The sequence below is a fragment of the Micromonospora sp. NPDC023869 genome, assembly GCF_055559695.1.
Genome location: NZ_JBVHKD010000010.1, coordinates 1 through 25,724, shown reverse-complemented (window position 1 = coordinate 25,724; position 25,724 = coordinate 1). Strand labels below are relative to the sequence as shown.

Here is a 25,724-nt window from a genome sequence, read left to right as displayed (position 1 = left end):
CCCCTGCGGGACGGGTCGGTTCCGTCGTGAAGATTATCAATAGCGGTTACTCTGAGTCAACGCTGCTGTCGGCATAGTAACCAAACTCGCTTCATGAACACGGCTCTGAACTGCGCACTTGCGATGATCATGAAGTTCGGCGGCACACAGGTGAGGCACAGTATGCGTCAACGGAACGTCACCAGACGTCCTTGTGGGCCGAGCTTCCGGTGACGCCCGGATGACGCGCGACGGCGCATCGTGGCCGCAGTCGTCCGGGCATCCGGTGGTGTCACCGCCGGCCCATGGGGGGAGGTCCAGCATGGACCGCACGCTGATCGTCGCGAAGGTGGACCCGACCGCCGAGGCCACCGTCGCCGAGATCTTCGCCGAGTCCGACACCACCGAGCTGCCCCGGTTGGTCGGTGTGCGGCACCGGTCGCTCTACCGGCTCGGTGACCTGTACGTGCACCTGCTGGAGACCGAGTCACCCGGCGACGAGGCGGTCGCCGCAGTCCGGGACCATCCCGAGTTCCAACGGGTCAGCGCCCGGCTGAGTCCGTACGTCTCGCCGTACCTGCCGACCTGGCGGTCCCCGCGCGACGCGATGGCCCGCTGCTTCTACCATTTCGACGGGCCACGGTCGTGACCGCCACCGCGCCGGCCGACGGGACGCTCTGGTCGCGCTGTGGCGGCTGCGCCACCCTGCTGTATCGCAAACGGCTGCGGCGCAACCTCGACGTCTGCCCCGAGTGCGGTCGGCACGCCCGACTCGCGGCACCCGAGCGGGTAGGCCAACTGGTCGACCCGGCGTCCTTCCAGCCGCTACCGGACCGCGCGGCCGAGGTGGACCCGATCGGGTTCGTCGACGTGCTGCCGTACCCGCACCGGCTCACCGCCGCCCGCGCCGACACCGGGCTTCCCGAGGCCGTGCTCTGCGGCACCGCCACCGTCGGCCGGTACCGCTGCGCGCTCGCCGTGATGGACTTCCGCTTCCTCGGCGGCAGCCTCGGCTGCGCGGTCGGCGAACTGATCACCCGGACCGCCGAGGAGGCGCTGGCGGCCGGCGTCCCGCTGGTCCTGGTCACCGCCTCCGGAGGCGCCCGGATGCAGGAGGGCGCCCTGTCCCTGATGCAGATGGCCACCGTCAGCCAGGCGATCGCCGCGCTGCGGGAGGCCGGGCTGCTCACCGTCAGCGTGCTCACCGACCCGACGTACGGGGGAGTGGCCGCCTCGTTCGCCACCTGCACCGACCTGGTGATCGCCGAGAGCGGCGCCCGGATGGGTTTCGCCGGCCCCCGGGTGATCCGCCAGGTCACCGGACGGAACCTGCCGGAGGGCTTCCAGACCGCCGAGTTCCTGCTGCGGCACGGCCAGGTCGACATGGTGGTGCCCCGGCACGCGCTGCGCGCCCGGCTGACGACGCTGCTCGCCGCCGCGGCCGGCGGTCGTCGACCCGGCGTCACGCCCACGTCGGCGCGTCCCGTCGGCCCGGTCGCGGACCCGGAGCCGACGACCCGGGACGCCTGGGCGACGGTACGGCTGGCCCGGCACCCGGCCCGCCCGACCACGCTGGACTACCTGGAGACCGCCTTCGACGGCTTCACCGAACTGCACGGCGACCGGCTCGGCGGCGACTGCCCGGCCGTGGTCGGTGGACTGGCCCGGCTCGACGGCCGGCACCTGATGGTGATCGGGCACCAGAAGGGCCACACCAGTGCCGAACTGGTGGCCCGCAACTTCGGCATGGCCAGCCCGGCCGGGCACCGCAAGGCGCTGCGGCTGATGCGACTCGCCGCCCGGCTCGGCCTGCCGGTGGTGACCCTGGTGGACACCCCGGGCGCGGACCCCGGCATCGCCGCCGAGGAGCACGGCCAGGCCGCCGCCATCGCGGAGAACATCCTGACGATGAGCGTGCTGCCCACCCCGGTCGTCACCGTGGTCACCGGCGAGGGCGGCAGCGGCGGCGCGCTCGCCCTCGCGGTCGCCGACCGGGTGCTGATGCTCCAGCACGCGGTCTACTCGGTGATCAGTCCGGAGGGCTGCGCGGCGATCCTCTGGCCGGGCCGGACCGCCGCGCCGCAGGCGGCCCGGGCGCTGAAGCTGACCGCCCCGGACCTGGTCCGGCTCGGCATCGTCGACGAGGTGGTGCCGGAACCACCCGGCTCGGCCGCCGACGACCCGGAGGCGGTGGCCCACGCGGTCCGCGAGGCGGTGCTGACGAACCTGCTGCCGCTGCTGGAACTGCCGGTCGCCACGCTGGTGCAGCGCCGCCGACGCCGGTTCCGCCGGTTCGGCGCGGCCCGGACCGGCCTGCGGGCGGGTGCCCGGTGAGCGCCCCGGGCGGCACCGTGCCCGCCGCCGCCGGTACCCCGACGGTCCGGCCGCCGGTGCCGGGCGGCCCGGAGGGCGGCCTGCCGGGGCCTGGTGTCGCGGCACCGGTCGACCGGCCAGCGGCAGCCGTGAGGCAGCCGGCGCCCGCCCCGACGCCGAGGGACGAGCACGTTCGGGAGCCCACCTGCCCGCCGCCCGCACCGGCCGCGTCCGGCGCGACGGACCCGCACCGATCGGAGTCACACCGGCCGGAGTCACACCGATCGGACCAGCACCGGCCAGAACAGCACCGGCCGGACCTCGCCGGATCGGAGTCCGGAGCGCGTGACGAGGCGGACACCGAGGCCGCGCTGGCCGGGTTGCGGCGGCACGTCGGCCGACTCGTCGCCGAGCTGCCCGGTCCGTTGCGCCGCCTCAGGTTGTGCGCCGGCGGGGCCGAGCTGGAGGTGGAATGGCAGCACGAGGCCGGATCCGGCCCGCTCACCTCCGCACCCGGCACGTCGGCCGTACACCCCGCGCCGCCCGTACACCCCGCGCCGCCCGTACCCACGGTCCCGGTCGGAGCCGGTGTGCCGCCGGTCCCTCGCAGCGCGGTGCGCTCGCCCATGGTCGGCACCTTCTATCGGGCGCCGGAGCCTGGTGCCGCGCCCTTCGTGACCGTCGGCGACCTGGTACGGCCCGGGCAGGTGGTCGGCATCGTCGAGGCGATGAAGCTGATGAACGAGATCACCGCCGACCGGGCCGGCCGGGTGACCGAGGTGCTGGTCGCCGACGGCCAGCCGGTGGAGTACGACCAGCCGCTGGTCGCCCTGGACCCGGCCTGAGGTGGTGGACCGTGTTCGAGAAGGTGCTCATCGCCAACCGGGGCGAGATCGCGCTGCGCATCCTGCGGGCCTGCCGTGAGCTGGGCATCCGTACCGCCGTGGTCTACTCCACCGCGGACGCCGACTCGGCCGCGGTGCGGCTGGCCGACGAGGCCGTCCGGATCGGACCGTCGGCCAGCCGCCGCAGCTATCTCAACGCCGCCGCCGTGGTGGAGGCGGCCCGCAAGGTCGGCGCGCAGGCGGTGCATCCCGGCTACGGCTTCCTCTCCGAGGACGCCGACTTCGCCGAAATCTGTGCGGACAACGGGCTCACCTTCGTCGGTCCGTCGCCGCAGGTGATGGCCGCGCTGGCGGACAAGTCCTCGGCCCGGGCGCTGATGCGCCGGGCCGGGCTGCCGCTGCCGCCGGGCGCGGTGCGACCGGTGCCGACGGTGGGCGAGGCCGCGGCGGTCGCCGCCGAGGTGGGCTACCCGGTGATCGTCAAGGCGGCGGCCGGTGGGGGCGGCCGGGGGATGACGGTGGTCCGCGCGCCGGCCGACCTGCCCCGCGCGTACGCCCGCACGCGGGCCGCCGCGCAGGCTGTCTTCGGCGACGACCGGGTGTACGTCGAGCGGTACCTGACCGACGCCCGGCACGTCGAGGTGCAGGTGCTCTGCGACTCCCACGGCAACGGTGTGCACCTGGGCACCCGGGACTGTTCGGTGCAGCGCCGGCACCAGAAGCTGGTCGAGGAGGCACCCGCGCCGGCGCTGGCCACGGCGACCCTGGACGCGTTGGCGCGGACCGCCCTGCGCGGCGCGCTGGAGGTCGGCTTCACCGGTGCCGGGACGCTGGAGTTCCTGGTGGGCGCCGAGGAGCGGTTCCACTTCCTGGAGATCAACTGTCGGATCCAGGTGGAGCACCCGGTGACCGAGATGATCACCGGGATCGACCTGGTGCATGAGCAGTTCCACGTCGCGGCCGGCACGCCGCTGCGCCTGCGGCAGGAGGACGTCCGGTTCACCGGCGTGGCCGTCGAGTGCCGGGTCAACGTGGAGGACCCGGACCGAGGTTTCGTCCCCACCCCCGGCCGGCTGGACCGCTTCGTGCCGCCCGGCGGCCCGTTCACCCGGGTTGACACCCACGGGCACACCGGTTACCTGGTCGGTCCGCACTACGACTCGTTGCTGGCCAAGGTCGCCGTCTGGGCCCCCGACCGTGATCTGGCCCTGAGCCGACTGGACCGGGCCCTGCGCGAGTTCGAGATCACCGGTCCGGGAGTGCGGACCACCATCCCCTTCGTCCGGCGGGTCCTCGACGACGCCGACTTCCGCAAGGGGCGCTACTCCACCGGCCTCGTCGACCGGATGACCGCCGGATCGACCCCCGTTCAGCAGAGGAGAAACCGATGACCGTCACCGATGGCCGTTCGCTGACCGCGGAGATCACCCACATCCTGGTGACCAACTGCGGGCTCGACCCGGACGCGGCCGCCCGCGCCCCGGCCGCCTCCCTGGAGGAACTGGGGATGGACTCGCTCGCGCTGCTCGAACTCTCCGCCGTGGTCGCCGACCGGTGGCGGGTGAGCATCCCGGAACAGGCCGCGCAGCTCACCATCCCGGCCGTCGCCGAACTGGTCGCCGAGCAGACGGACCCGCCCGCGCCGGCCGCCGACCCGCCCGGGCACACCGAGAACAGCATCGTCATCGCCGCGCCGCTGGAACTGGTCTGGTCGGTCACCAACGACGTCGCCGGTTGGCCCGAGCTGTTCACCGAGTACGCCAAGGCCGAGATCCTCGGCCGGGACGGCGACACCGTCCGGTTCCGCCTCACCATGCACCCCGACGAGAACGGAGTGGCCTGGAGCTGGGTCAGCGAACGCACCCCCGACCCGGCGACCCGGCAGGTGCGGGCGCGCCGGGTGGAGACCGGACCGTTCGAGTACATGCGGATCCACTGGACCTACACCGAGGAGCCCGACGGCGTCCGGATGACCTGGGTGCAGGACTTCGCGATGAAGCCGACCGCCCCGGTGGACAACGCCGGGATGACCGAGCGGATCAACACCAACAGCGTGGTGCAGCTCGCCGTGATCAAGGACCGGATCGAGCGGCTGGCCCGGGACCGGGCCGCAGCGGTGGCGGCCGCCCCGACGAACGGAGACGACGATGAGTGACCTGGCACTGGTGGCCGCCCGGGACGTACCCGCCGACCGCCGTCGCGGCGGTGAGCTGCGCGTCCTGCTCGGCCCGCGTACCGTCGGCAGCACCTCGGGGTTCATGGGCGTGGCGACCATGGGGCCGGGGGAGCGGATCGCCGAGCACTACCACCCGTACAGCGAGGAGTTCCTCTACGTCGCCCGGGGCACGATCACCGTCGACCTGGACGACGAGCCGGTGCTGCTGACCGCCGGTGAGGCGCTGTTCGTGGCCCGCAACGTCCGGCACCGGCTGCGCAACACCGGTGACGAACCGGCCGAGGTGGTGTTCCACCTCGGTCCGCTGGCCCCCCGTCCGGAACTGGGTCACGTCGACACCGAGGTGGCCGACGAGCGGAACGGGTCGTGACGGGGCGGCGCACGGTGGTGACCGGGATCGGCGTGGTGGCTCCCGGGGGCGTCACCCGGGACCGGTTCTGGAAGGGCATCACCGAGGGGCGGACCGCGACCCGGCGGATCAGCTTCTTCGACCCGTCGCCGTTCCGCTCGCAGATCGCCGCCGAGTGCGACTTCGACCCGGACGCCGCCCGGCTGACCCCGGCGCAACGACAGCGCGCCGACCGGTACGTGCAGTTCGCGCTGGCCTGCGCCGCCGAGGCGGTCGCCGACAGCGGGTTGGAGTTCACCGACGCCGAGCGGGACCGCACCGGCGTGGTGCTCGGCACCGCCGTCGGCGGCACCATGGCGCTGGAACAGGAGTACGTCACGGTCAGCGACAGTGGACGGCGCTGGCTGGTCGACGCGGCGCTCGGTGGCCCGTACCTCTATCCGGCGCTGGTGCCCAGCAGCCTGGCCGCCGACGTCGCCTGCCACCACGGCCTGCACGGCCCGGCGCAGGTCGTCTCCACCGGCTGCACCTCCGGCATCGACGCCATCGGGTACGCCCACCAGCTCATCGCCGACGGTGAGGCGGACATCGTGCTGGCCGGCGCGGCCGACTCGCCGATCTCCCCGGTCACGGTGGCCTCGTTCGACGCGATCAAGGCGACCAGCCCGGACAACGACGACCCGGCGCACGCCTCCCGGCCCTTCGACGCCGACCGGCACGGCTTCGTGCTCGCCGAGGGGGCGGCGGTACTGGTGCTGGAGGAGGCCACGCACGCCCGGCGGCGCGGCGCGCACGTCTACTGCGAGGTGGCCGGCTACGCCAGCCGCAGCAACGGCTACCACATGACCGGGCTGCGTCCGGACGGGGTGGAGATGGGGCTGGCCATCACCGACGCGCTGCGGCAGGCGCGGCTCGCGCCGGAGGAGGTCTCCTACATCAGCGCGCACGGCTCCGGCACGCGGCAGAACGACCGGCACGAGACCGCCGCGTTCAAGCGGGCGCTCGGACCGGCCGCGTACCGGGTGCCGATCAGCTCGATCAAGTCGATGGTCGGGCACTCGCTGGGCGCGATCGGCTCGATCGAGATGGCCGCGTGCGCGCTGGCCATCGAGTTCGGAGTGGTGCCGCCGACCGCCAACTGGACCACCCGCGATCCGGAGTGCGACCTGGACTACGTGCCGAACGAGGCACGGGAGGTGCCGGTCGACGTGGCGCTCTCGGTGGGCAGCGGCTTCGGCGGGTTCCAGTCGGCCATGCTGTTCCGCCGACTCGGCCGGGAGGCGACGCGATGACCGCCCCCGCGTACGACGACACGACGACCGCCCGACCGTCCGGCGACGGCACGGTGGCCCGCGCGGTGGTGACCGGCATCGGCGTGGTCGCGCCCAGCGGAGTGGGTGCCGACGCGCACTGGCGGACCGTGCTCGCGGGTCAGCGCCGCACCGGACCGATCACGCTCTTCGACGCCGCCGGCTACCCGACCCGCCTCGGTGGGGAGGTGACCGACTTCGACCCGGCCCGGTACGCCGACAACCGCGCCCTGGTGCAGACCGACCGGTGGACCCACCTCGGGTTCGCCGCCACCGGGCTGGCCCTGGCCGACGCCGGCCTGCCCGAGCAGGCTCCCGACCCGTACGCGTGGGCGGTCACGTTGGCCAGTTCCTCCGGCGGCAACCTGTTCGGCCAGCGGGAGTTGCAACGGCTCTGGTCGTCGCCGAGCCGCACCGTCGGGGCGTACCAGTCGATCGCCTGGTTCTACGCGGCCAGCGTCGGGCAACTCTCCATCCGGCACCAGGCCAAGGGCCCGTGCGGGGTGCTGGTGGCCGAGTCGGCCGGTGGCCTGGACAGCCTCGCCCACGCGGTCCGCACCGTACGGCGGGGTGCCTCCGTGGTGCTCGCCGGGGCGACCGAGTGCCCGCTGAGCCCGTACGCGCTGGCCTGTCAGCTCCGGTCCGGCCTGCTCAGCGCGGAGACCGACCCGGAGCGGGCGTACCGGCCGTTCGACGCCGGAGCCAGCGGCTACCTGCCCGCCGAGGGCGGGGCGGTCTTCGTGGTGGAGGAGCGGGGTCACGCCCTGGCCCGGGGCGCCCGGATCTACGGCGAGGTGACCGGGTGGGGTGCCACCCACGACGCCGCGCACACCACCGCCGAGTCCGCCGGTGACCCTCGGCAGTACGCCCGCGCCATGCGGCTGGCCCTGGGCCGGGCCGGGGTCGAACCGGACGACGTGGACGTGGTGGTCCCCGACGCGCTCGGGGTGCCCCGCTACGACCGGTCCGAGGCCGAGGCGCTGCGGTCGGTCTTCGGTGCGCTGACCCCGCCGGTGACCACCCACAAGTCGCTGACCGGGCGGGCGCATCAGGGCGGTTCGGCGCTGGACGTGGCCACCGCGCTGCTCGCCTTCGCACACGACACGCTGCCCGCCTCGGCCGGGCCGGACACCGTGGCACCGGGCTGTGAGCTGGGTTTCCTGCGGGCGGCCCGGCGTCCGCGCCACCGACTGGCGCTGGTCTGTGCCCGAGGGTTCGACGGATTCAACAGCGCGCTGGTGCTGCGCGGCGCGCCACCGAGCGGAACGGAGCAGTGATGACGGCGAACGAGCGCGGGGACGGGCCGGGCCCGCAGCGCGGCCGGGTGGTGTTCCTGGTCCGGGTCCCCGTCGACCGCACCGACGACTTCCTGCGGGCGTACGAGGCGGTGCGCCATCTGGTCGCCGACGGGGTGCCGGGGCACCTGGTCGACCAGGTGTGCCGCTCGGCGACCGACCCGGAGCAGTGGCTGATCACCAGCGAGTGGGCCAGCCTGGCCGACTTCGAGGCGTGGGAGCGCAGTCCCGAGCACCGTGACCTGGTCCGGCCGATGCGGGAGTGTTTCAGCGACGCGCGCTCGTTGCGCTTCCAGGTGCACGCCCAGACCCCGGTGCCGGCCTGACCGACCACATCGGATCGTACGTTCGGTCACCTCGCGTGTACCGCGAGTCGACACACGGATCCGATCCTGCCCGCCGGAGGAGGCGTCGACAATCCCGCCAGCCGCCCTTTCTCCTTGAGCCATTTGCATCTGGCAATGCTCGTCCCGGCTGCCGTAGGGTTCCCGCAGCGTTCCGAGGCACGCGGCACGTGGGCGGTCGCCCACGTCAACACAGGACGGTGGCGATCACATGACGGGCCCGCTGTACCTCCCGGCCGAGTCGAGCCGGCAGATGCCCGCCGACCTGTTCGGGCGTCCCGTCGACGAGTGCCGGCCGGAGCGGGTCCGGGGTGGCCGCGGTGAGGTGGCGGGTGCGGAGTCGGCCGCGCGGCACGTCCCGACCTCGGGAGCGGTCCCGGGCGACGAGTGACGCCCGCCTGACGGACCTCTCCCGCCACCGACCATCCGGCGTCGGCGGCCGTCCACACAGGTCGGAGCGGCGGCCGTGCGCCGGGCTCGTCGGGGTGCCGACCGGTCTGCGGCCGGGGTGTCGAATCGGTCCACCGGGTGCCCGACCGGGTCGGGTGAGGGTGGTTCCTCCGATGCCGACGATCCGGGACTCGTTCGGTCTCCGATCACTTCACAATGCCCGAAACCGGGGTCGGTCGTTCGGTCGGCCGACGCTGTCCGAATGGGCAGAACCCGAGCTCTCCGGCCGTGACGATTCCGCCTGGGGTTGTGGGCGGCCGGGTATGCCGGGATATTGCTGTGATCAATCCCCCTGATGCCTCACACCGGCCTGCGTGGCCATGCCGGTGATTGGAGACCGCGTGTCCACACAGGTTCCCGACCGATGCGCCGTGCCGGCGTTCGACCACAGCCCGGCCCGGGCGCCGAGGAGCCTGTGGTGACAGGCGGCGGCAGCATCCGCAGTCGACTCGCCGCCATCATCGCGTTGCCGGTGGCGGCCGTGCTGCTCCTGCTCGGCTACGTGACGGTCGTCGAGGTGTCGTCCTACCAGGCCGTCCGCAAGGCCAGCGAGTCGGTGTCGCTGGCCCTGCAGGTGCAGGACCTGACCCAGGAGCTGCAGGTCGAGCGTGGCATCAGCGCCGCACTGCTCGGTGGTAACGAGGGCTTCCGCAACGAGGTGGCCCCGGCCCGCGAGCGGGTGGACGAGCGCCGCCGGGCGGTCGAGGAGGCGATCTCCGGCGGCGGACAGGTGGCCGACCGGGTCGGCGCCGCGCTGCGCGAACTCGACGGGCTCGACGTGGTCCGCTCCGCCACCGACAGCGGCAGCGCGGGTCGGGCCGCGACCTTCGACTTCTTCACCGAGCGCATCGCCGCCCTGAACCGCCTCGACTACGACCTGGACCAGGCGCAGGACCCGCAACTGCAACGGCACGTGGCGACCCTGACCGCGTTGAGCCGGATCAAGGAGAGCACCGCCCAGCAACGCGCCTTCCTCAACGGGGTCTTCTCCGCCGGCGGTTTCGCCGACGGCGAGTTCCTCCAGTTCGCCGAGATGCGCGCGGCCCGCGACACGGCGTTGGCCGACTTCGAGGAGCGGGCCACCCCGGGCCAGCGGGCCGCCAACGACTGGGTGCTGGACACCGGCGCCGCCCGGGTGGCCGGCTTCTTCGAGCAGGTCGCGCTCGACTCCGCCGACGGCCGCCGGGTGCAGGTCAACCCGCAGGCATGGTGGTCGGCCCTGACCACGGTGCTGGACGGCATGCGCCACATGCAGGAGTACGTCGGCGCGGAGATCGAGGCGCGGGCTGCCGAACGGCAGGGCGAGTCGACCCGACGGCTGTTCGTGCTCGGTGCGCTGGTGGCGTTCTTCCTCGCTGGTGCGGTGGGCCTGCTGGTGCTCGCCTCCCGCTCGATCACCCGGCCGCTGGCGATGCTGGCCGCCGAGGCGCGTGACCTGGCCGCCAACCGACTGCCCGTCGCCGTGCGGCAGCTCCAGGACGGCACCGAGGAGAGCGAACCACGGGCCCCGGAGCCGGTCCAGGTGCCGACCCGCTCCAGCACCGAGGTCCGCTCGGTGGCCGGCGCCCTCGACCAGGTCCAGGAGGTGGCGTTCCGCCTCGCGACCGAGCAGGCGGTGCTGCGGCGAAGCACCACCGAGTCGCTGGCCAACCTGGGCCGACGCAACCAGAACCTGCTTCGCCGCCAGCTCAGCTTCATCACCAAGCTCGAACGGGAGGAGACCGACCCGGCCGGGCTGGCCAACCTCTTCGAGCTGGACCACCTGGCCACCCGCATGCGCCGGAACGCGGAGAGCCTGCTGGTCCTGGTGGGGGCCGGCGGTCCTCGCCAGTGGACCCGGCCGCTCGCGATCGCCGACGTCATCCGGGCCGCCATCTCCGAGGTCGAGGAGTACCGGCGGGTGCAGATCCGCCGGATCGACGACGCCTGGGTGGTCGGTGCCAACGTCAGCGCGGTCGCGCACATGCTCGCGGAGCTGGTCGAGAACGGGCTGACCTTCTCCCCGCCGGACTCCGACGTGGAGATCCAGGGCCGGCGCAGCGGGGACGGTTACCTCGTGGCCATCACCGACCAGGGCATCGGCATGTCGCCCGAGGACCTGGCCGAGGCCAACGCCCGCCTGCGCGGTGAGGTCGACTACGTCTCGGCCCCGACCCGCTACCTCGGCCACCACGTGGTCGGTCAGCTCGCCCGGGACCTCGGCATCGACGTGCAGCTCGCGCCCTCCCCGGTGACCGGGGTGACCGCCCGGGTGCTGCTGCCCGCCACGGTGCTGACCAGCCGGAACGCGATCGCCCCGGACGACGGGGCGGACGCGGTCGGCACCACGCAGACGGCCATCACGGTCACCTCCACCACCGCCCGGTCAGCCGCCGAGCCGGCTGCGCCGCCGCTGCTGCCGTCGGTGCCCGCCGCCCGTCCGACGCCGGCCGTCGGCATCGCCGGGGTCGGTCCGCGCACCGCCATCGACGCGCCGCCGCCCGCCACCCGCGTCGTGCCCGCGCCGCGCGGGCACGACCGGCCGGTCGCCGGTCGGCCGCCCACCATCGCCGGTGAGGTGTCCGCCGTCGGCCCGGTGGAGGAGCGCACCACCAACGGGCTGCGCAAACGCCTGCCCCGCGAGCGGCGTGCGAGCGCGCCCGCCCCGGCCGCCGACCCGGTCGCGTCCGCGCCGCGTCCGGCCGCCATGGACGACTCGCCGATGGAGATCCGGAACCGGTTGACCGCGCTGCGGGCCGGAACACTCCGCGGCCAGGTCGACCGGCCGGCACCACCGACCCGGTCCAGCGACGACACCACGACCGAGCCTTGGGGGGCCCGTGAAGGTTGACATCCAGAGCGATCCACACCAGTTGAACTGGCTGCTGGCGAACTTCGTCCGGCAGACGGACGGGGTACGGGACGCGGTCGCCGTCTCGTCCGACGGGTTGCTCATCGCCGTCTCCGCAGGTCTCAACCGGGGTGCCGGCGACCAACTCGCCGCGATCGTGTCCAGCATGGCCAGCCTGGCCCGGACCGCCTCTCGTAAGTACGACTTCGACGGGCTGAAACTCATCATGATCGAGATGAGACGCGGCTTCCTGCTGGTGTCGGCGATCAGCGACGGCAGTTGCCTGGGGGTGCTCGCTGACGGAGACTGCGACCTGGGCCTGGTCGGCTACGAGATCTCGCTGCTCGCCGACCGGTTCGGCAGCATGCTGACACCGGCGTTGATCTCCGAGTCGAGACGGGTGTTGCCCCGGTGAGCGGTGCCGGACCGCGGCTGCCCGACCCGCGGATGATCCCGTACTGGACCGCTGCCCCGGCATCCGTCGGCCCGGCGCCCGAGCCGCCGCCGTCCACACCGGAGCCGTCCGACGCGGAGGCGGTACGCCCGTTCCTGCTCACCGGCGGACGTACCCGCCCGGTCCAGGACGGGCTACGGGTGGAGACGTTGCTCTCCGCCCAACCGGCGGCGCTCTCCGCGCCGCTGCGTTTCGAGGCTCGCCGGATCGTCGAGTTGTGCCAGCGGGCCATCACCGTGGCCGACCTGGCGGTGGCGCTGCGGGTGCCGCTCGGCGTCACCCGGGTGCTGGTGGCAGACCTGCTCAGCGAGGGCTACCTGCGCCGTGAGGAACAGGGCGAGCTCTCCGTCGCCATGATCGAGAGGATCAGGGACCGTGTCCGCGCTCTCTAGCCAGCCGCCCACACCCACCGCGGTCAAGATCGTGGTGAGCGGGGGGTTCGGCGTCGGCAAGACCACCTTCGTCGGCGCGGTGTCGGAGATCGAGCCGCTCGTCACCGAGGCCGACCTGACCGAGGTCTCGGTGGGGGTCGACGACACCTCGGTGGTGGCCGGCAAGACCACCACCACCGTGGCCCTGGACTTCGGCCGGATCAGTCTCGACGAGTCCCTGCTGATGTACCTGTTCGGCACGCCCGGACAGGACCGCTTCGCCTTCCTCTGGGACGACCTGGTGGACGGCGCGCTGGGCGCGGTCGTGCTGATCGACACCCGGCGGATCGAGGACTGCTTCCCGGCCATCGACTACTTCGAGGACCACCAGATTCCGTTCCTGCTGGCCGTCAACACGTTCGAGGCGACCCGCCGCTTCGCGCTGGCCGAGGTGCGCGAGGCCCTCGGCGTGGCCGACGACGTGGTGCTGGTGGAGTGCGACGCGCGTCAGCGGGAGTCGGTCAAGCAGGTGCTCGTCGCGCTCACCGAGGTGGTGCTGGCGCAACGCCTCGCGCGGGCCGGCGTCGGTCGCTGACCAGCGGACGCCCAGCACCCCTCCGGCCCAGCGGACGGCCGCACCCCCTCCGGCCCCGCGGCCGGACGCAACGACGAAGAGGAGAAGAGGCAGCGATGCAGAGATCAGGGTGGACCAGGGCGGCGGCCCTCGCCTGCGTGGCCGCACTGGCACTGACCGGCTGCGCGGCCGACATCCAGCCCCGGGTCGCACCGCCGGGGCCGCCGGAGCGGACGGAGTGCGGCACGCTGACGCTGGCCAACCTGCCGTGGATCGGGTACGAGGCGAACCTCGCGGTGATCGGCTACCTGGCCAAGAACCGGCTCAACTGCACGGTGGTGGTCAAGGACCTCACCGCGGAGGAGGCATGGGAGGAGGTCGCCGCCGGAAGCACCGACGTCATCCTGGAGAACTGGGGCCGTGAGGGACTGAAGAAGAAGTACATCGACGAGGAACGCAAGGCCGTCGAGCACGGCATGACCGGCAACAAGGGCGTCGTCGGCTGGTACGTGACGCCGTGGCTGGTCGAGCAGCACCCCAACATCACCAACTGGCGGAACCTCAACGACTACGCCTACCTGTTCCGGACGCCCACCTCTGGGGGCCGGGGCGTCCTGCTCAACGGCGACCCCTCGTACGAGACCAACGACCGGGCGTTGATCCGCAACCTGAAGCTGAACTACACGGTCAGCACCGTGGGCAGCGAGGACAAGCTCATCGAGGCGTTCCGGGAGGCGGAGCGCGACCGTCGACCGGCGATCGGCTACTTCTACGCGCCGCAGTGGTTCCTCGCCGAGGTCGACCTGGTGCACGTCAAGCTGCCGCCCTACACCCCGGGCTGTGACGTGGACCCGGAGAAGGTGGCCTGCGACTACCAGCCCTACGACCTCGACAAGATCGCCAACCGGGAGTTCGCCGAGTCCGGCAACCCGGCCGCCGAACTGATCAAGAACTTCCAGTGGACCAACGCCCAGCAGAACGAGGTGGCCCGCTACCTCACGGTCGACGAGTTGTCCCACGACGAGGCCGCCAAGAAGTGGCTGGACGCCAACCCGGACGTCTGGCAGGACTGGCTGCCCGCCGACTGAGTCGGCCCTGGCGGAACGCGTCCCGATCGGCCGCCGGACACGGAGCGCGGCGGCGTGGCCCGGTCTCGGGCCACGCCGCCGATCGGTCAGCGGGGCGCGTCCCGGACGACTAGAGTCCGACCTCGTGCATGCTCCCGAGGTCGGCGTCGCGAGTCCGGAAGACCGGACGCCGGTGGTCGACGCCCTGGTGGCCACGTTCGTCAACGATCCCGTCGTGCGCTTCTTCTTCCCCGACGACGAGAGCTACACACGGTCGGCTGCCGTCCTCTTCGGTCACCTCTTCGACAAGCAGGTGGTCAAGGGCACCGTCTGGACCGTCGAGCGGGGTGCCGCGACCGCCATCTGGGAGCCGCCGGTCGCCGGTACGGCCGTCCTCGACGACGGACGTCGCCCGGCCCTGCCCGACGACGCGCTGCGCCGGGTGCACGCCTACGACCAGGCGCTGCGTGCCGTCCTGCCCCGTGATCCGCACTGGTACCTGGGCATACTCGGCACCCACCCGGCCCACGCCGGTCGCCGCCTGGGGCGGGCCACGATGAGCGCGGGGCTGCGTCGGGCCGCCGACGACGGCCTGCCGGCCGTGCTGGAGACCGGCAACCCGGTCAACGTCCAGATCTACCGGCGTGCCGGATGGGAGCTGGTCGACACGCTGACCGACCCGATCCCCGTCTGGGTGATGCGACGGTAACCCGGCCCACCCGCTCCACCCGCTCCACGCCCGCTCCACCCGCTCGACGCCCGCTCCGCCCGCTCCACGCCCGGCCCGCCCGCTCCACGCCCGGCCCGCCCGCTCCACGCCCGGCCCGCCCGCTCCACGCCCGGCCCGCCCGCTCCACGCCCGGCCCGCAGCAGGCCCATGCCCCCGCCTCCACCGCAAGATCACGCTCGATGCGGGATCGAGTGGTCATCGTCGCGTTCGGATACCACTCGATCCGGTATCGAGCGGGATCTTCGGTAAGCGGGGGCTTCTCCGGCGGCGCTGAACAAGAAGTACCGGCATGGCGTCGGCAAGAAGGGCGCACGGGACAAGGTTCGCGGTAGGACGAAGCCGGTCACGAACTTCACGGTTTCGACGGCGATCTACAAGGCGAACACCAAACTCGACCGGGACAAGGACGGCGTTGCCTGCGAGAAGCGATAGCGGCTGGACGGGGCCCGGGACGCTACCAACCCGCCATCCGTGATGTCGGCCCGCCGACTTGCCGATCATGGAGTTGTGGCCTTCGCGAAAGCCGTGGATCCTGGCATTTCGCTGACCATGACTCCATGATCGGCGGGACAGACGGGTGCAGCCGAGCGGTCATCGGGCAGGCGGCCGAAGAGCGCCGGCGGTCGGGGCAGGCGCGGTGTGATGGGTGCGGCGTCAGGCTTCGGGCAGTGCCGTCGCGGCCCGGTGGGCGGCGGCGAGCCGCTTCGGCGCGCGGGCGAACCACGCCTCCGTGATGATCTCGGTCAGTTCGGCCTCGTCGATCCGGTCCAACTGCACCAGCACCGCAGGGTAACCGTCGAGGTGCGGCGTGGTCAGGTAGACGGCGGGGTCGTCGGCGAGCAGCGCCTCCTTGACCCCGAGGTCGGCGACGCGTACACCGAGGATCGGGCCGTTCGGCGCGGCCGCTCCGAGCGTGTCGAGGTCGGTGCGGCGCAGCGGGCGCTCCCACACGAAGGACTTGTCCCGTACGGTCCAGGCGGGCAGCCCGTCGTAGGAGGGGCGCTCGCCGGTCTCCGGCAGGCTCAACGCGATCCGGCGGACGTCATCCCAACTGGCCACCGCCCGACCATACGCCCCGGCCGAGGCCGGCAGGGGGGCGCGCACCGTTCCCGTACAGCGTGTCGGAACGGCGCCACATGCACCCCGACGGCGACACACCGCGTTCGCCGGAAAGCGAACGGTGACCTTCGCCGTATCGTGCTCCTGCGTGGACGGTCATAATGGGCGGCATGGTTGCCTGGGAGTACGCCCTGCTGGTTCGCCGTTACCAGGGACAGGGCCGCAATTTCCATGTGTCGTTCGTCTGGTACGGCCCGGACGGATCCCGTAAGGACATCACCGCGTACGGCGACACCGCCGTGGCGCACCTCAACCGGTACGGCCGCGAAGGCTGGGAACTGGTCACCGCCGCCGAGGACGTCAACAACGTCCAGGGCAGCACCGAGGTGCACCGATACCACCTCAAGCGTCCGCTGAACTGAGTCCACCCCACCGTCGGTCGACCATCGCCCGGGAACGCGTTGACGGCGCGTCCCGGGCGTCGTCGCGCCTATCGCGAGATGTCGATGCGTATGCGTCGGGCGCGCCGAGCCGGACACCGGCCCGGCGCGCGTCCCTCGTCAGCCCAGGTCGACGTTCGGGTACAGCGGGAACCCGGCGAGCAGCTCACCGGCCTGCCGGCTGACCTTGTCCGCGAGCGCGGGGTCCAGCACGTACTTGGCCTTGGAGGCGGTGCCGTCCGGGTTGGCGCCGGCGCTGGTCTGGCTGAGCACCGTGTGGATCAGCTCGGCGGTGCCGTCCATCTCGGCCGTGCCCAGCCCACGGGTGGTCAGCGCGGGCGTGCCGATCCGGATGCCGGAGGTGTACCAGGCGCCGTTGGCGTCCTGCGGCACCGCGTTGCGGTTGGTCACGATGCCCGAGTCCAGCAGCGCCTGCTCGGCCTGCCGACCGGTCAGCCCGTAGCCGGTGACGTCGATGAGCACCAGGTGGTTGTCGGTGCCGCCGGTGACCAGCGTGGCACCCCGTCGCAGCAGCCCGTCGGCCAGCGCCTGGGCGTTGTCGACGATCCGCTGGGCGTAGTCGGCGAAGTCGGGGCGACGCGCCTCGGCCAGCGCGACCGCCTTGGCCGCCATCACGTGCGGCAGCGGGCCGCCGAGCACCATCGGGCAGCCCCGGTCCACCTGGTCGGCCAGCTCCGGGCCGCAGAGCACCATGCCGCCGCGCGGGCCGCGCAGCGACTTGTGCGTGGTGGTGGTGACGATGTGCGCGTGCGGCACCGGGTCGAAATCGCCGGTGAAGACCTTGCCGGCGACCAGACCGGCGAAGTGGGCCATGTCCACCATGAAGGTGGCGCCGACCGAGTCGGCGATCTCCCGCATGATCCGGAAGTTCACCTTGCGCGGGTACGCCGAGTAGCCGGCGACCAGCACCAGCGGCCGGAACTCGCGGGCCGCCTCGGCGACCCGGTCGTAGTCGATCAGCCCGGTGGCCGGGTCGGTGCCGTAGCTGCGCTGGTCGAACATCTTGCCGGAGATGTTCGGCCGGAAGCCGTGGGTGAGGTGACCGCCCGCGTCCAGCGACATGCCGAGCATCCGCTGGTCGCCCAGCTCCCGGCGGAGCGCGAACCAGTCCTGCTCGGTGAGGTCGTTGACGTGCCGGGCCTGCGCCCGCTTGAGCGCGGGGGACTCCACCCGGTCGGCCAGGATGGCCCAGAACGCCACCAGGTTCGCGTCGATGCCCGAGTGCGGCTGGACGTACGCGTGCGTCGCGCCGAACAGCTCCCGGGCGTGCTCGGCGGCGAGCGCCTCGACCGTGTCGACGTTCTGGCAGCCGGCGTAGAACCGACGCCCGACCGTGCCCTCGGCGTACTTGTCGCTGAACCAGTTGCCCATCGCCAGCAGGGTGGCCGGCGAGGCGTAGTTCTCGCTGGCGATCAGCTTGAGCGACTCGCGCTGGTCGGCCAGCTCCGCACCGATGGCGTCGGCCACCCGGGGCTCGACGGCGCGGATGACCTCCAGCGCGCTGCGGAAGGCGGCGGATTCGGCGTTCGGCGGCATGCGACCTCCTGGTGACGTACGGAAGGCCCAGGCGCTCGGCGTGCGTCCTCATGACGGGGCCGCTTCCCGATGGTGCTCCATCTCGACGCGCCAGTCACGGCCCCCGCCGATCCTAGCGGGTCGGCTACCCGGCCCCACGCACACCGGGTCGGACCGGTCCCGACCGGCCCGCGAGGTCGCCCCCGCGTCGGCCGTACGCGTCGTACGCTCGGCAGATGGCGACCGCGGCCGAGGAGATCCAGGTGGGGCGGCGGGTGGTACGCGTCTCCAGCCCGGACAAGCCGTACTTCCCGGAGCGCGGGCTGACCAAGCTCGATGTGGTGCGTTACTTCCTCGCCGTCGGCGACGGGATCCTGCGCGCGCTCAGGGACCGGCCGACCATGCTGGAGCGCTGGCCGCGTGGCGTGTTCGAGGGGGCGACGGTCGCCACCCGGCAGGACAACCGGGGCGACGCCTTCTATCAGAAGCGGGTGCCGGCGGGCGCGCCCGACTGGGTGGGCACCGCGCACATCACGTTCCCCAGTGGGCGCAGCGCCGACGAGGTCGCGCCGGGGGAGCTGGCGGTGGTGGTCTGGGCGGTCAACCTGGGCACCCTGCGGTTCCACCCGTGGCCGGTGACTCGGGCCGACGTGGAGCGGCCGGACCAGCTCCGGATCGACCTGGACCCGATGCCCGGGGTGGGGTTCGACCAGGTCGTCCCGGTGGCGCACGAGGTGCACGGCTTCCTCGACGAGCTGGGCCTGACCGGCTATCCCAAGACCACCGGCGGTCGCGGCCTGCACGTGTACGTCCCGATCGAACCGCGGTGGAGCTTCGGCGACTGCCGGCGGGCGGTGCTGGCGCTCGGCGGCGAGATGCGGCGGCGTCGGCCGGACCTGGTCACCACCACCTGGTGGCGGGACCAGCGGGACCGGCCGGTCTTCGTCGACTACAACCAGATGGCCCGGGACCACACGATGACCTCGGCGTACTCGATCCGGCCGACGCCTGCGGCGCTGGTCTCCGCCCCGCTCGACTGGGCCGAGCTGGACGACGTGCGGCCGGAGGACTTCGACGTGACCACCATGCCGGCCCGGTTCGCCGAGCGGGGCGACCCGCACGCCGGTCTGGACGGGCCACGGTTCTCGCTGGACCCGCTGCTGGAGCTGGCCGACCGGGAGGGGCTGGCCGCGCCGCCGGAGCGCTGAGCGGCGGTCAGGCCCACGGGCTGCGGACGCCGTCGTACTCCTCGAAGACCAGCCAGCTCCGGGTGGACAGCACCCCGGCGATGCGCTGGACCCGGTCCAGCACCACGTCCCGCAGGGTGGCGTTGTCCGGCGCCCGGACCAGGGCGAGTACGTCGTGTTCGCCGCTGAGCAGCGCCACGTGCTCGACGTAGCGCACCCGGGCCAACTCCGCCGACACCTCCCGCCAGGTGTTCTGCTGGATGGTCAGGGCGATGTACGCCGAGGTGCCCAGCCCGGCCGGCTCCGGCGCGACCCGCGCGGCGAACCCGGTGACTACCCCGTCGCGCAGCAGCCGTTCCATCCGCGCGTACGCGTTGGTGCGCGACACGTGCACCCGCTCGGCGAGCGTCCGGACGGAGATCCGCCCGTCCCGGGTCAGTTCGTCCAGGATCCGCCGGTCCACCTCGTCCAATCCTGGTGCCGTTCGTCCCGTGCCACCCCGCAGGGGCACTGTGTCAGCGGTCTCCTGGCTCACCCGAGCCTCCCATCAGTGCCATACATCCCGCGTTCACCGGCCATCTTGAGTCAATCATCCGACCAAAGGAGCATAGGTCCACCACACGTCCAGGAGGTACCGCCGTGACGACCACCCCTCAGGCGGCCCGCAGGGCAACCCCGCGGAAGCGCCGATCGGCCACCCCGACCGCGCCCGACCCGGCGGCTGCCCTGCTTCCCCAGGCCGATCCGGTCCGACTGCTGAACCCGGACGGCACCCTGCTGCCGTCCCGGGCCGACTATCCCGAGCCACCCGTGGCGGCCCTGCGCGAGATGTACCGCCGGATGGTCGTCGGCCGCCGGTTCGACGCGCAGGCCACCGCGCTGACCAAGCAGGGCCGCCTCGCGGTCTACCCGTCCTCCCGAGGCCAGGAGGCGTGCCAGGTCGGCGGCGTGCTCGCGCTGCGCGACGACGACTGGGTCTTCCCGACCTACCGCGAGTCGATGGCGCTGACCGCGCGGGGCATCGACCCGGTCGAGGTGCTCACCCTGCTGCGCGGCGACTGGCACTGCGGGTACGACCCGGCCGTGCGCCGCACCGCCCCGCAGTGCACGCCGCTGGCCACCCAGTGCGTGCACGCCGCCGGCCTGGCCTACGGCGAGACGTACCAGGGACGGGACACGGTCGCGCTGGTCTACATCGGTGACGGCGCGACCAGCGAGGGCGACTTCCACGAGGGGGTCAACTTCGCCGCCGTGTTCAAGGCCCCGGTGGTCTACTTCGTGCAGAACAACAGGTACGCGATCAGCGTGCCGCTGTCCCGGCAGACCGCCGCCCCGTCGCTGGCCTACAAGGGCGTCGGCTACGGCGTGCCCAGCGAGCAGGTCGACGGCAACGACCCGGTGGCCGTGCTCGCCGTGCTGGAGAAGGCGGTCGCGCACGCCCGCGCCGGCAAGGGACCGTTCCTGGTCGAGGCGCACACCTACCGGATGGAACCGCACACCAATGCCGACGACGCGACGCGCTACCGCGACGCCGACGAGGTGGAGGCGTGGCGGGACCGCGACCCGGTGGCCCGACTGGAGGCGTACCTGCGCTCCCGCGCGGCCCTTGACGACGATGCCGTCGCCGCGATCGCCCAGGAGTCCGAGGAGTACGCCGCGCGGCTGCGCGAGCGGATGAACGTCCAGCCCACCGTGGATCCGCTCACCCTCTTCGACCACGTCTACGCGCAGCCCACCCCGCAGCTCGTCGCACAGCGTGACCAGGTCCGCGCCGAGCTCGCCGCGCAGGAGGAGGACGTCTGATGGCCACCATGACCATGGCGAAGGCGCTCAACGCGGCGCTCGCCGACGCGCTGCTCGACGACGAGCGGGTCGTCGTCTTCGGCGAGGACGTCGGGCAACTCGGCGGGGTCTTCCGGATCACCGACGGACTCCAGGCGCGCTTCGGCGACAAGCGCTGCTTCGACACCCCGCTGGCCGAGGCCGGCATCGTCGGCTTCGCGGTCGGACTGGCCATGTCCGGGCTGCGCCCGGTGGTCGAGATGCAGTTCGACGCGTTCGCGTACCCGGCGTTCGAGCAGATCGCCTCGCACGTGGCGAAGCTGCGCAACCGCACCCGGGGCGCGTTGAGCGTGCCCATGGTGATCCGCGTGCCGTACGCCGGTGGCATCGGCGGCGTGGAACACCACTGCGACTCCTCCGAGGCGTACTACGCGCACACCCCGGGCCTGAAGGTGGTCACCCCGGCGACCGTCGACGACGCGTACTCGCTGCTGCGGGAGGCGATCGATGACCCCGACCCGGTGGTGTTCATGGAGCCGAAGAAGCTCTACTTCACCAGCGCCGAGGCGGACCTGCCGACGCGTACCGCACCGTTCGGCCGGGCGGTGGTCCGTCGGCCCGGCCGGGACGCCACCCTGGTCGCGTACGGGCCGGCGGTGCCGGTCGCGCTGGAAGCCGCCGAGGCCGCCCGCGAGGAGGGCTGGGACCTGGAGGTCGTCGACGTACGCACCATCGTGCCGTTCGACGACGACACGATCGCCGCCTCGGTCCGGCGCACCGGCCGCTGTGTCGTGGTGCAGGAGGCACAGGGCTTCGCCGGGGTCGGCGCGGAGATCGCCGCCCGGGTGCAGGAACGGTGCTTCCACGCCCTGCACGCGCCGGTGCTGCGGGTCTCCGGGCTGGACATCCCGTACCCCGCGCCGATGCTGGAGCACACCCACCTGCCCTCCGTCGACCGAGTGCTGGACGCGGTGGCCCGTCTCCAGTGGGACGACCAGCCGGACTCCCGCTGGCTCACCGAGGTGCCGGCATGAGCGAGCGGAGTGAGCGAATCATCGGGTGCAGTGCGGTGGAGTCTCGTGGCGGCACGCAGCGGAGCGGAGTGCCGGCATGAGCGAGCAGGTCTTTCTTCTTCCCGACCTCGGTGAAGGGCTCGCCGAGGCGGAGATCGTGCAGTGGCGGGTCGCGGTGGGTGACGTGGTCACCGTGGACCAGACCGTGGTCGAGGTGGAGACGGCCAAGGCGGTCGTGGACGTGCCCTGCCCGTACGCCGGCCGGGTGGTGGCCCTGCACGGCGCCGAGGGTGAGGTGCGTCCGGTGGGCCAGCCGCTGATCACGGTGGCCGACCCGGCCGCCGACGGTGCCGCCGGCCCGACCGAGCCCACCGGGCACGCGGTCTATCGCGAGGAGGAGCGGGCCGGATCCGGCAACGTGCTGATCGGGTACGGCACCGGGCACGGTGCCACGCGCCGTCGTCGGCGTCCCTGCCTCGCCCCGACCGAGCGGGCTGGGGCGGCGGTCACCGGCACGGCGGTGACGAACGGCCCTGCCCCGGCAACCCCCGTCGCCTCGGCCCCGGCTGTCCCGGGCAAGGCGGCTCCGGCAGTGGCTGTCGGCTCGGTCCCGACGAGCCTTGCCCCGGGCACGACGGATGCGACGGCGATCACCGGTACGGCGGCGCGCGGCTCGTCCCCGGCCGTCTCTGTCGGCGCGGACCGGTCCGTCGCGGTCGGTTCGTCCCCGGCCGTGGGGGTCAGCGCGGATCCGTCCACGACTCCGTCTTTGGTCATCTCGCCGATCGTGCGGCGGCTGGCCCGCGAGCACGGCATCGACCTGACCACGCTGCGCGGCACCGGACCCGGCAATGTGGTCCGCCGTGCCGACGTGGAGGCGGCGGCCGACGCGATCACGATGGAGCGCTCGACGACAGGCGTGACCACGACGGGCTTGGCCACGACGGATGCGATCACGAGGGACCGGTCGGCGGCGGGCGCGCCCGTGACGGGACTCGCCGCGCCGGACCTGTCCGCCGGGACCCCGTCCCCGTCGGCGCACGTGGGACTCGCTCCGGCCGACGCGCGGGACCAGGTGATTCCGTTGACCGGCATCCGCCGGGTGATCGCCGACAAGCTCTCCCGCAGCCGGCGGGAGATCCCGGAGGTGACCATCTGGGTCGACGTGGACGCCACCGGACTGCTGAGCACCCGGGCCGCGATCAACGCCGCCCGACCGGACCAGCCGGTGAGCATCCTGGCGCTGCTCGCCCGGATCTGCCTGTCCGGGCTGCGCCGGTACCCGCAGCTCAACGCCCGGGTGGACACCGAGGGCCAGCGGATCGTCCAGTCCGCCGCCGTGCACCTGGGCATCGCCGCCCAGACCGATCGTGGCCTGCTCGTGCCGGTGCTGCGCGACGCCGACCGGCTCACCACCGCCGAGTTGGCCGCCGCGCTGGCGGCGACCACGACCGCGGCGCGCGCCGGTGAGCTGCCACCCGCCCGCCTCACCGGCGGTACGTTCACGCTCAACAACTACGGGGTGTTCGGTGTCGATGGCTCGACCCCGATCATCAACCACCCGGAGGCGGCGCTGCTCGGCGTGGGCCGCATCGTGGACAAGCCGTGGGTGGTGGACGGAGAACTGGCGGTGCGGAAGGTGACGCAGCTCAGCCTCACCTTCGACCACCGGGTGTGCGACGGAGGAGTCGCCGGTGGTTTCCTGCGGCACGTCGCCGACTGCGTCGAGCAACCGGCCCTGCTGATCGCCACCGTCTGAGCCCCGCCCACCCCCGCCCCCCCGGCCTGCGTCGCCCCGCAGGCGTCGATCATGGAGTTATGCAGAGGGCATAACGGCGTATAGAGGTCGAATTGCCAGCCGCAACTCCATGATCGGCGCAGGCGGAGCCACAAGTCCATGATCGGCGGTGGGCTCGGCGGCTGAAGGGACGCCGGGCCCACGGGCGTCCGTATGCCCGAGATCGGGCGAACCGTCGTGGACCAACGGGTGCGCGGACATCGGTCGCAGCTCGCCGGCTAACGGTCGGGATAACCCGGTCGGGCATTTCCCGACCTATTGTGGCGCGATGACGCGGAAATGTCCCCGGCGCAATGAGAGCGCGGTTTCGGAGAATTGCCAAGCCGCTGGCGGGTAGCCGGTCAGAATGTGGCGGAGGGCGAGAAATAAACGGGGGGACGCATCATGAACCTGAGGGGGCGATTGGCGCTGCTGACGGTGGCCGTCGCAGCGGCGCCGCTGGCGTTGGGCGCGTGCACGGGCGACCGGAAGGTCGTCGGCGAGGGACGGCAGGCGGCTCCGGAGCTCGCCGTGACACCGGCCGAGGGCGCGCGGGACGTACCGGTCAGCGGTGAGATCGGCACCGCCGTCAAGCACGGGCGGGTCACCGACGTGCGGATCACCGACGACAAGGGCGGGAAGGTCGAGGCGGAGCCGCGCGAGGACGGGACCGGCTGGGTGCCGACCGAGGTGTTGCAGCCCAAGCGGACCTACACCGCCGAGGTCACGGTGACCGGCGAGAAGGGGCAGACCGTCACCCGGAAGACGACCTTCACGACGCAGCCGAAAACGTCCAAACCGGCGATCACCAGTACGCTCTATTTCGCCGGCAATCGGACGTACGGCACCGCCATGCCGGTGACCGTCGCGTTCGACCCGCCCATTCCGAAAGAAGCCAGGGCGGATGTGCAACGTCGTTTGTTCGTGAAGACGGATCCGCCGCAGCCGGGCACCTGGTCCTGGGTGTCCGACGGTAGTCAGGTCTATTATCGGGCACCCGATTTCTGGCGGCCCGGCACGTCGATCAGCGTGCGTGCCGCGCTGGAGGGCCTGCCGATCGGCAAGGAGAACGTCGGCGACGCCGACCGGCGGGCCACGTCGAAGATCGGCCGGCAGGTGGCGTTGGAGATCGACAACGCGACCAAGCAGATGTCGGTGATCCGGGACGGGAAGGTGCTGCGCAAGCTCCCGGTCAGCCTCGGCAAGCCGAGCACCCCGACCTCCAGCGGCAAGATGGTGATCATGGAGAAGCACGACTTCACCACGTTCGACACCACGGGCTCGGCCGACCCGTACGTCGTCGACGTCGAGGACGCGCAGCGGCTGACCTGGGGCGGCGAGTTCATCCACGGCGCGCCCTGGTCGGAGGGGGACCAGGGGTACGCCAACGTGTCGCACGGGTGCACCAACCTCTCCGCGGCCAACGCCGACTGGCTGATGGGCGTCACCCAGGTCGGTGACCTGGTCACCGTCAAGGGCACCGAGGTCGAACTCGGCGAGGGCAACGGCTGGACGGCCTGGAACGTCGGCTGGGACCAGTTCGCCAAGGGCAGCGCGCTGCCCGTACCCGCCGGACTGGCACCGGCGCCGACCACGTCTGCGGACCCGGGCGCGGTGGCCGGCGGCGGCTCGCCGGAGCCGCAGCCCTCGGCCAGCGGCGGCTGACACCGACGTCGGGCACCGGGTCGTCACCGGCCCGGTGCTTCCGTCGTGGGCGGGCGGAGGGTGGTGCCCGGGATCGTCCCTAGTACTCCAACGTCACTTGGCTTCGGCGTTGGGCGTGGCGTGGGCATGAGGACGGCCACCGCGTTGATCATCGATGGTTTGTGAGGACAACCGAAGA

25 protein-coding genes, 1 pseudogene and 1 riboswitch are annotated in these 25,724 nt (G+C 72.6%); of the genes and pseudogenes, 23 read left to right on the top strand and 3 right to left on the bottom strand.

The window, feature by feature from the left end; all coding sequences use genetic code 11:
* Positions 1-301 precede the first annotated feature (301 nt).
* The 17 genes and pseudogenes from ACZ31C_RS24410 (at position 302) to ACZ31C_RS24330 (ending at position 15,519) form a co-directional block, all read left to right on the top strand.
* Positions 302-628, top strand: a complete 327-nt coding sequence (locus ACZ31C_RS24410; RefSeq protein WP_131056042.1) for a TcmI family type II polyketide cyclase — start codon at positions 302-304, stop codon at positions 626-628.
* A complete protein-coding gene (locus tag ACZ31C_RS24405) occupies positions 625-2,313 on the top strand; it encodes an acetyl-CoA carboxylase carboxyltransferase subunit alpha (protein WP_465797233.1) in 1,689 nt (562 codons plus the stop codon). The genes ACZ31C_RS24410 and ACZ31C_RS24405 overlap by 4 nt, the downstream gene beginning before the upstream one ends.
* Positions 2,314-2,575: 262 nt before the next feature.
* Positions 2,576-3,137: pseudogene (accB, locus tag ACZ31C_RS24400) on the top strand (acetyl-CoA carboxylase biotin carboxyl carrier protein).
* A gap of 11 nt (positions 3,138-3,148) precedes the next feature.
* Entirely contained in the window at positions 3,149-4,528 is a 1,380-nt protein-coding gene (locus ACZ31C_RS24395; protein WP_465797232.1) for an acetyl-CoA carboxylase biotin carboxylase subunit, read from the top strand.
* On the top strand, positions 4,525-5,292 hold the full coding sequence (locus tag ACZ31C_RS24390; protein WP_465797231.1) for an SRPBCC family protein: 768 nt from the start codon (positions 4,525-4,527) through the stop codon (positions 5,290-5,292). Before ACZ31C_RS24395 ends, ACZ31C_RS24390 begins: the two co-directional genes overlap by 4 nt.
* Positions 5,285-5,683, top strand: coding sequence for a cupin domain-containing protein (locus ACZ31C_RS24385; protein ID WP_131054094.1), 399 nt, complete (start codon positions 5,285-5,287; stop codon positions 5,681-5,683). Before ACZ31C_RS24390 ends, ACZ31C_RS24385 begins: the two co-directional genes overlap by 8 nt.
* Entirely contained in the window at positions 5,680-6,954 is a 1,275-nt protein-coding gene (locus ACZ31C_RS24380) for a beta-ketoacyl-[acyl-carrier-protein] synthase family protein (protein ID WP_465797230.1), read from the top strand. The genes ACZ31C_RS24385 and ACZ31C_RS24380 overlap by 4 nt, the downstream gene beginning before the upstream one ends.
* Entirely contained in the window at positions 6,951-8,249 is a 1,299-nt protein-coding gene (locus ACZ31C_RS24375) for a beta-ketoacyl synthase N-terminal-like domain-containing protein (protein WP_465797229.1), read from the top strand. Before ACZ31C_RS24380 ends, ACZ31C_RS24375 begins: the two co-directional genes overlap by 4 nt.
* On the top strand, positions 8,249-8,593 hold the full coding sequence (locus ACZ31C_RS24370) for an antibiotic biosynthesis monooxygenase family protein (protein WP_465797228.1): 345 nt from the start codon (positions 8,249-8,251) through the stop codon (positions 8,591-8,593). Before ACZ31C_RS24375 ends, ACZ31C_RS24370 begins: the two co-directional genes overlap by 1 nt.
* Before the next feature lie 229 nt (positions 8,594-8,822).
* Positions 8,823-9,002, top strand: coding sequence for a hypothetical protein (locus ACZ31C_RS24365; protein ID WP_465797227.1), 180 nt, complete (start codon positions 8,823-8,825; stop codon positions 9,000-9,002).
* A gap of 423 nt (positions 9,003-9,425) precedes the next feature.
* The gene (locus tag ACZ31C_RS24360) at positions 9,426-11,891 is read left to right on the top strand and encodes a sensor histidine kinase (protein ID WP_465797226.1); all 2,466 of its coding nucleotides are present in this window, start codon (positions 9,426-9,428) and stop codon (positions 11,889-11,891) included.
* Positions 11,881-12,306 carry a roadblock/LC7 domain-containing protein gene (locus tag ACZ31C_RS24355; RefSeq protein ID WP_350697251.1) on the top strand — a complete coding sequence of 142 codons (426 nt, stop codon included), beginning with the start codon at positions 11,881-11,883 and terminating at the stop codon, positions 12,304-12,306. The genes ACZ31C_RS24360 and ACZ31C_RS24355 overlap by 11 nt, the downstream gene beginning before the upstream one ends.
* The gene (locus tag ACZ31C_RS24350; protein WP_396747441.1) at positions 12,303-12,737 is read left to right on the top strand and encodes a DUF742 domain-containing protein; all 435 of its coding nucleotides are present in this window, start codon (positions 12,303-12,305) and stop codon (positions 12,735-12,737) included. The genes ACZ31C_RS24355 and ACZ31C_RS24350 overlap by 4 nt, the downstream gene beginning before the upstream one ends.
* Positions 12,721-13,311 carry a GTP-binding protein gene (locus ACZ31C_RS24345; protein WP_396747444.1) on the top strand — a complete coding sequence of 197 codons (591 nt, stop codon included), beginning with the start codon at positions 12,721-12,723 and terminating at the stop codon, positions 13,309-13,311. The genes ACZ31C_RS24350 and ACZ31C_RS24345 overlap by 17 nt, the downstream gene beginning before the upstream one ends.
* A 95-nt stretch (positions 13,312-13,406) precedes the next feature.
* Positions 13,407-14,378 carry a glycine betaine ABC transporter substrate-binding protein gene (locus tag ACZ31C_RS24340; protein WP_350697254.1) on the top strand — a complete coding sequence of 324 codons (972 nt, stop codon included), beginning with the start codon at positions 13,407-13,409 and terminating at the stop codon, positions 14,376-14,378.
* 124 nt (positions 14,379-14,502) lie between these two features.
* Positions 14,503-15,066 (top strand): GNAT family N-acetyltransferase, encoded by a 564-nt coding sequence (locus ACZ31C_RS24335; RefSeq protein ID WP_465797225.1) that lies wholly within the window; start codon positions 14,503-14,505, stop codon positions 15,064-15,066.
* 291 nt (positions 15,067-15,357) lie between these two features.
* A complete protein-coding gene (locus ACZ31C_RS24330) occupies positions 15,358-15,519 on the top strand; it encodes an excalibur calcium-binding domain-containing protein (RefSeq protein WP_465797380.1) in 162 nt (53 codons plus the stop codon).
* A gap of 222 nt (positions 15,520-15,741) precedes the next feature.
* On the opposite strand, the gene ACZ31C_RS24325 is transcribed toward ACZ31C_RS24330, so the two are convergent.
* Positions 15,742-16,146: an MmcQ/YjbR family DNA-binding protein gene (locus tag ACZ31C_RS24325; protein WP_465797224.1), complete on the bottom strand. Its 405-nt coding sequence runs from the start codon at positions 16,144-16,146 to the stop codon at positions 15,742-15,744.
* A 161-nt stretch (positions 16,147-16,307) separates the two neighbouring features.
* Here ACZ31C_RS24325 and ACZ31C_RS24320 point away from each other — a divergent pair, with 161 nt between their 5' ends.
* Positions 16,308-16,568, top strand: a complete 261-nt coding sequence (locus ACZ31C_RS24320) for a hypothetical protein (RefSeq protein ID WP_117228080.1) — start codon at positions 16,308-16,310, stop codon at positions 16,566-16,568.
* A 138-nt stretch (positions 16,569-16,706) separates the two neighbouring features.
* Here ACZ31C_RS24320 and ACZ31C_RS24315 read toward each other — a convergent pair whose 3' ends face one another.
* A complete protein-coding gene (locus ACZ31C_RS24315; protein ID WP_465797223.1) occupies positions 16,707-18,143 on the bottom strand; it encodes a glycine hydroxymethyltransferase in 1,437 nt (478 codons plus the stop codon).
* An 18-nt stretch (positions 18,144-18,161) separates the two neighbouring features.
* Positions 18,162-18,251: riboswitch (ZMP/ZTP riboswitch) on the bottom strand.
* A gap of 107 nt (positions 18,252-18,358) precedes the next feature.
* Between ACZ31C_RS24315 and ACZ31C_RS24310 the strand changes: the two genes are divergently transcribed.
* Positions 18,359-19,330, top strand: coding sequence for a DNA polymerase domain-containing protein (locus ACZ31C_RS24310; protein WP_465797222.1), 972 nt, complete (start codon positions 18,359-18,361; stop codon positions 19,328-19,330).
* A gap of 7 nt (positions 19,331-19,337) precedes the next feature.
* Here the strand turns inward: ACZ31C_RS24310 and ACZ31C_RS24305 are convergent, their stop codons facing one another.
* Complete coding sequence (locus ACZ31C_RS24305) at positions 19,338-19,820, bottom strand: Lrp/AsnC family transcriptional regulator (protein WP_396747800.1); 483 nt, start codon at positions 19,818-19,820, stop codon at positions 19,338-19,340.
* A gap of 128 nt (positions 19,821-19,948) precedes the next feature.
* On the opposite strand from ACZ31C_RS24305, the gene pdhA reads away from it, so the two are divergent.
* The 4 genes from pdhA (at position 19,949) to ACZ31C_RS24285 (ending at position 25,546) form a co-directional block, all read left to right on the top strand.
* Complete coding sequence (gene pdhA / locus ACZ31C_RS24300; protein WP_465797221.1) at positions 19,949-21,112, top strand: pyruvate dehydrogenase (acetyl-transferring) E1 component subunit alpha; 1,164 nt, start codon at positions 19,949-19,951, stop codon at positions 21,110-21,112.
* Complete coding sequence (locus ACZ31C_RS24295) at positions 21,112-22,125, top strand: alpha-ketoacid dehydrogenase subunit beta (RefSeq protein ID WP_350697262.1); 1,014 nt, start codon at positions 21,112-21,114, stop codon at positions 22,123-22,125. The genes pdhA and ACZ31C_RS24295 overlap by 1 nt, the downstream gene beginning before the upstream one ends.
* 76 nt (positions 22,126-22,201) lie before the next feature.
* Complete coding sequence (locus ACZ31C_RS24290) at positions 22,202-23,863, top strand: dihydrolipoamide acetyltransferase family protein (RefSeq protein ID WP_465797220.1); 1,662 nt, start codon at positions 22,202-22,204, stop codon at positions 23,861-23,863.
* A 423-nt stretch (positions 23,864-24,286) separates the two neighbouring features.
* Positions 24,287-25,546, top strand: a complete 1,260-nt coding sequence (locus ACZ31C_RS24285; RefSeq protein ID WP_465797219.1) for a L,D-transpeptidase — start codon at positions 24,287-24,289, stop codon at positions 25,544-25,546.
* Positions 25,547-25,724 lie beyond the last annotated feature (178 nt).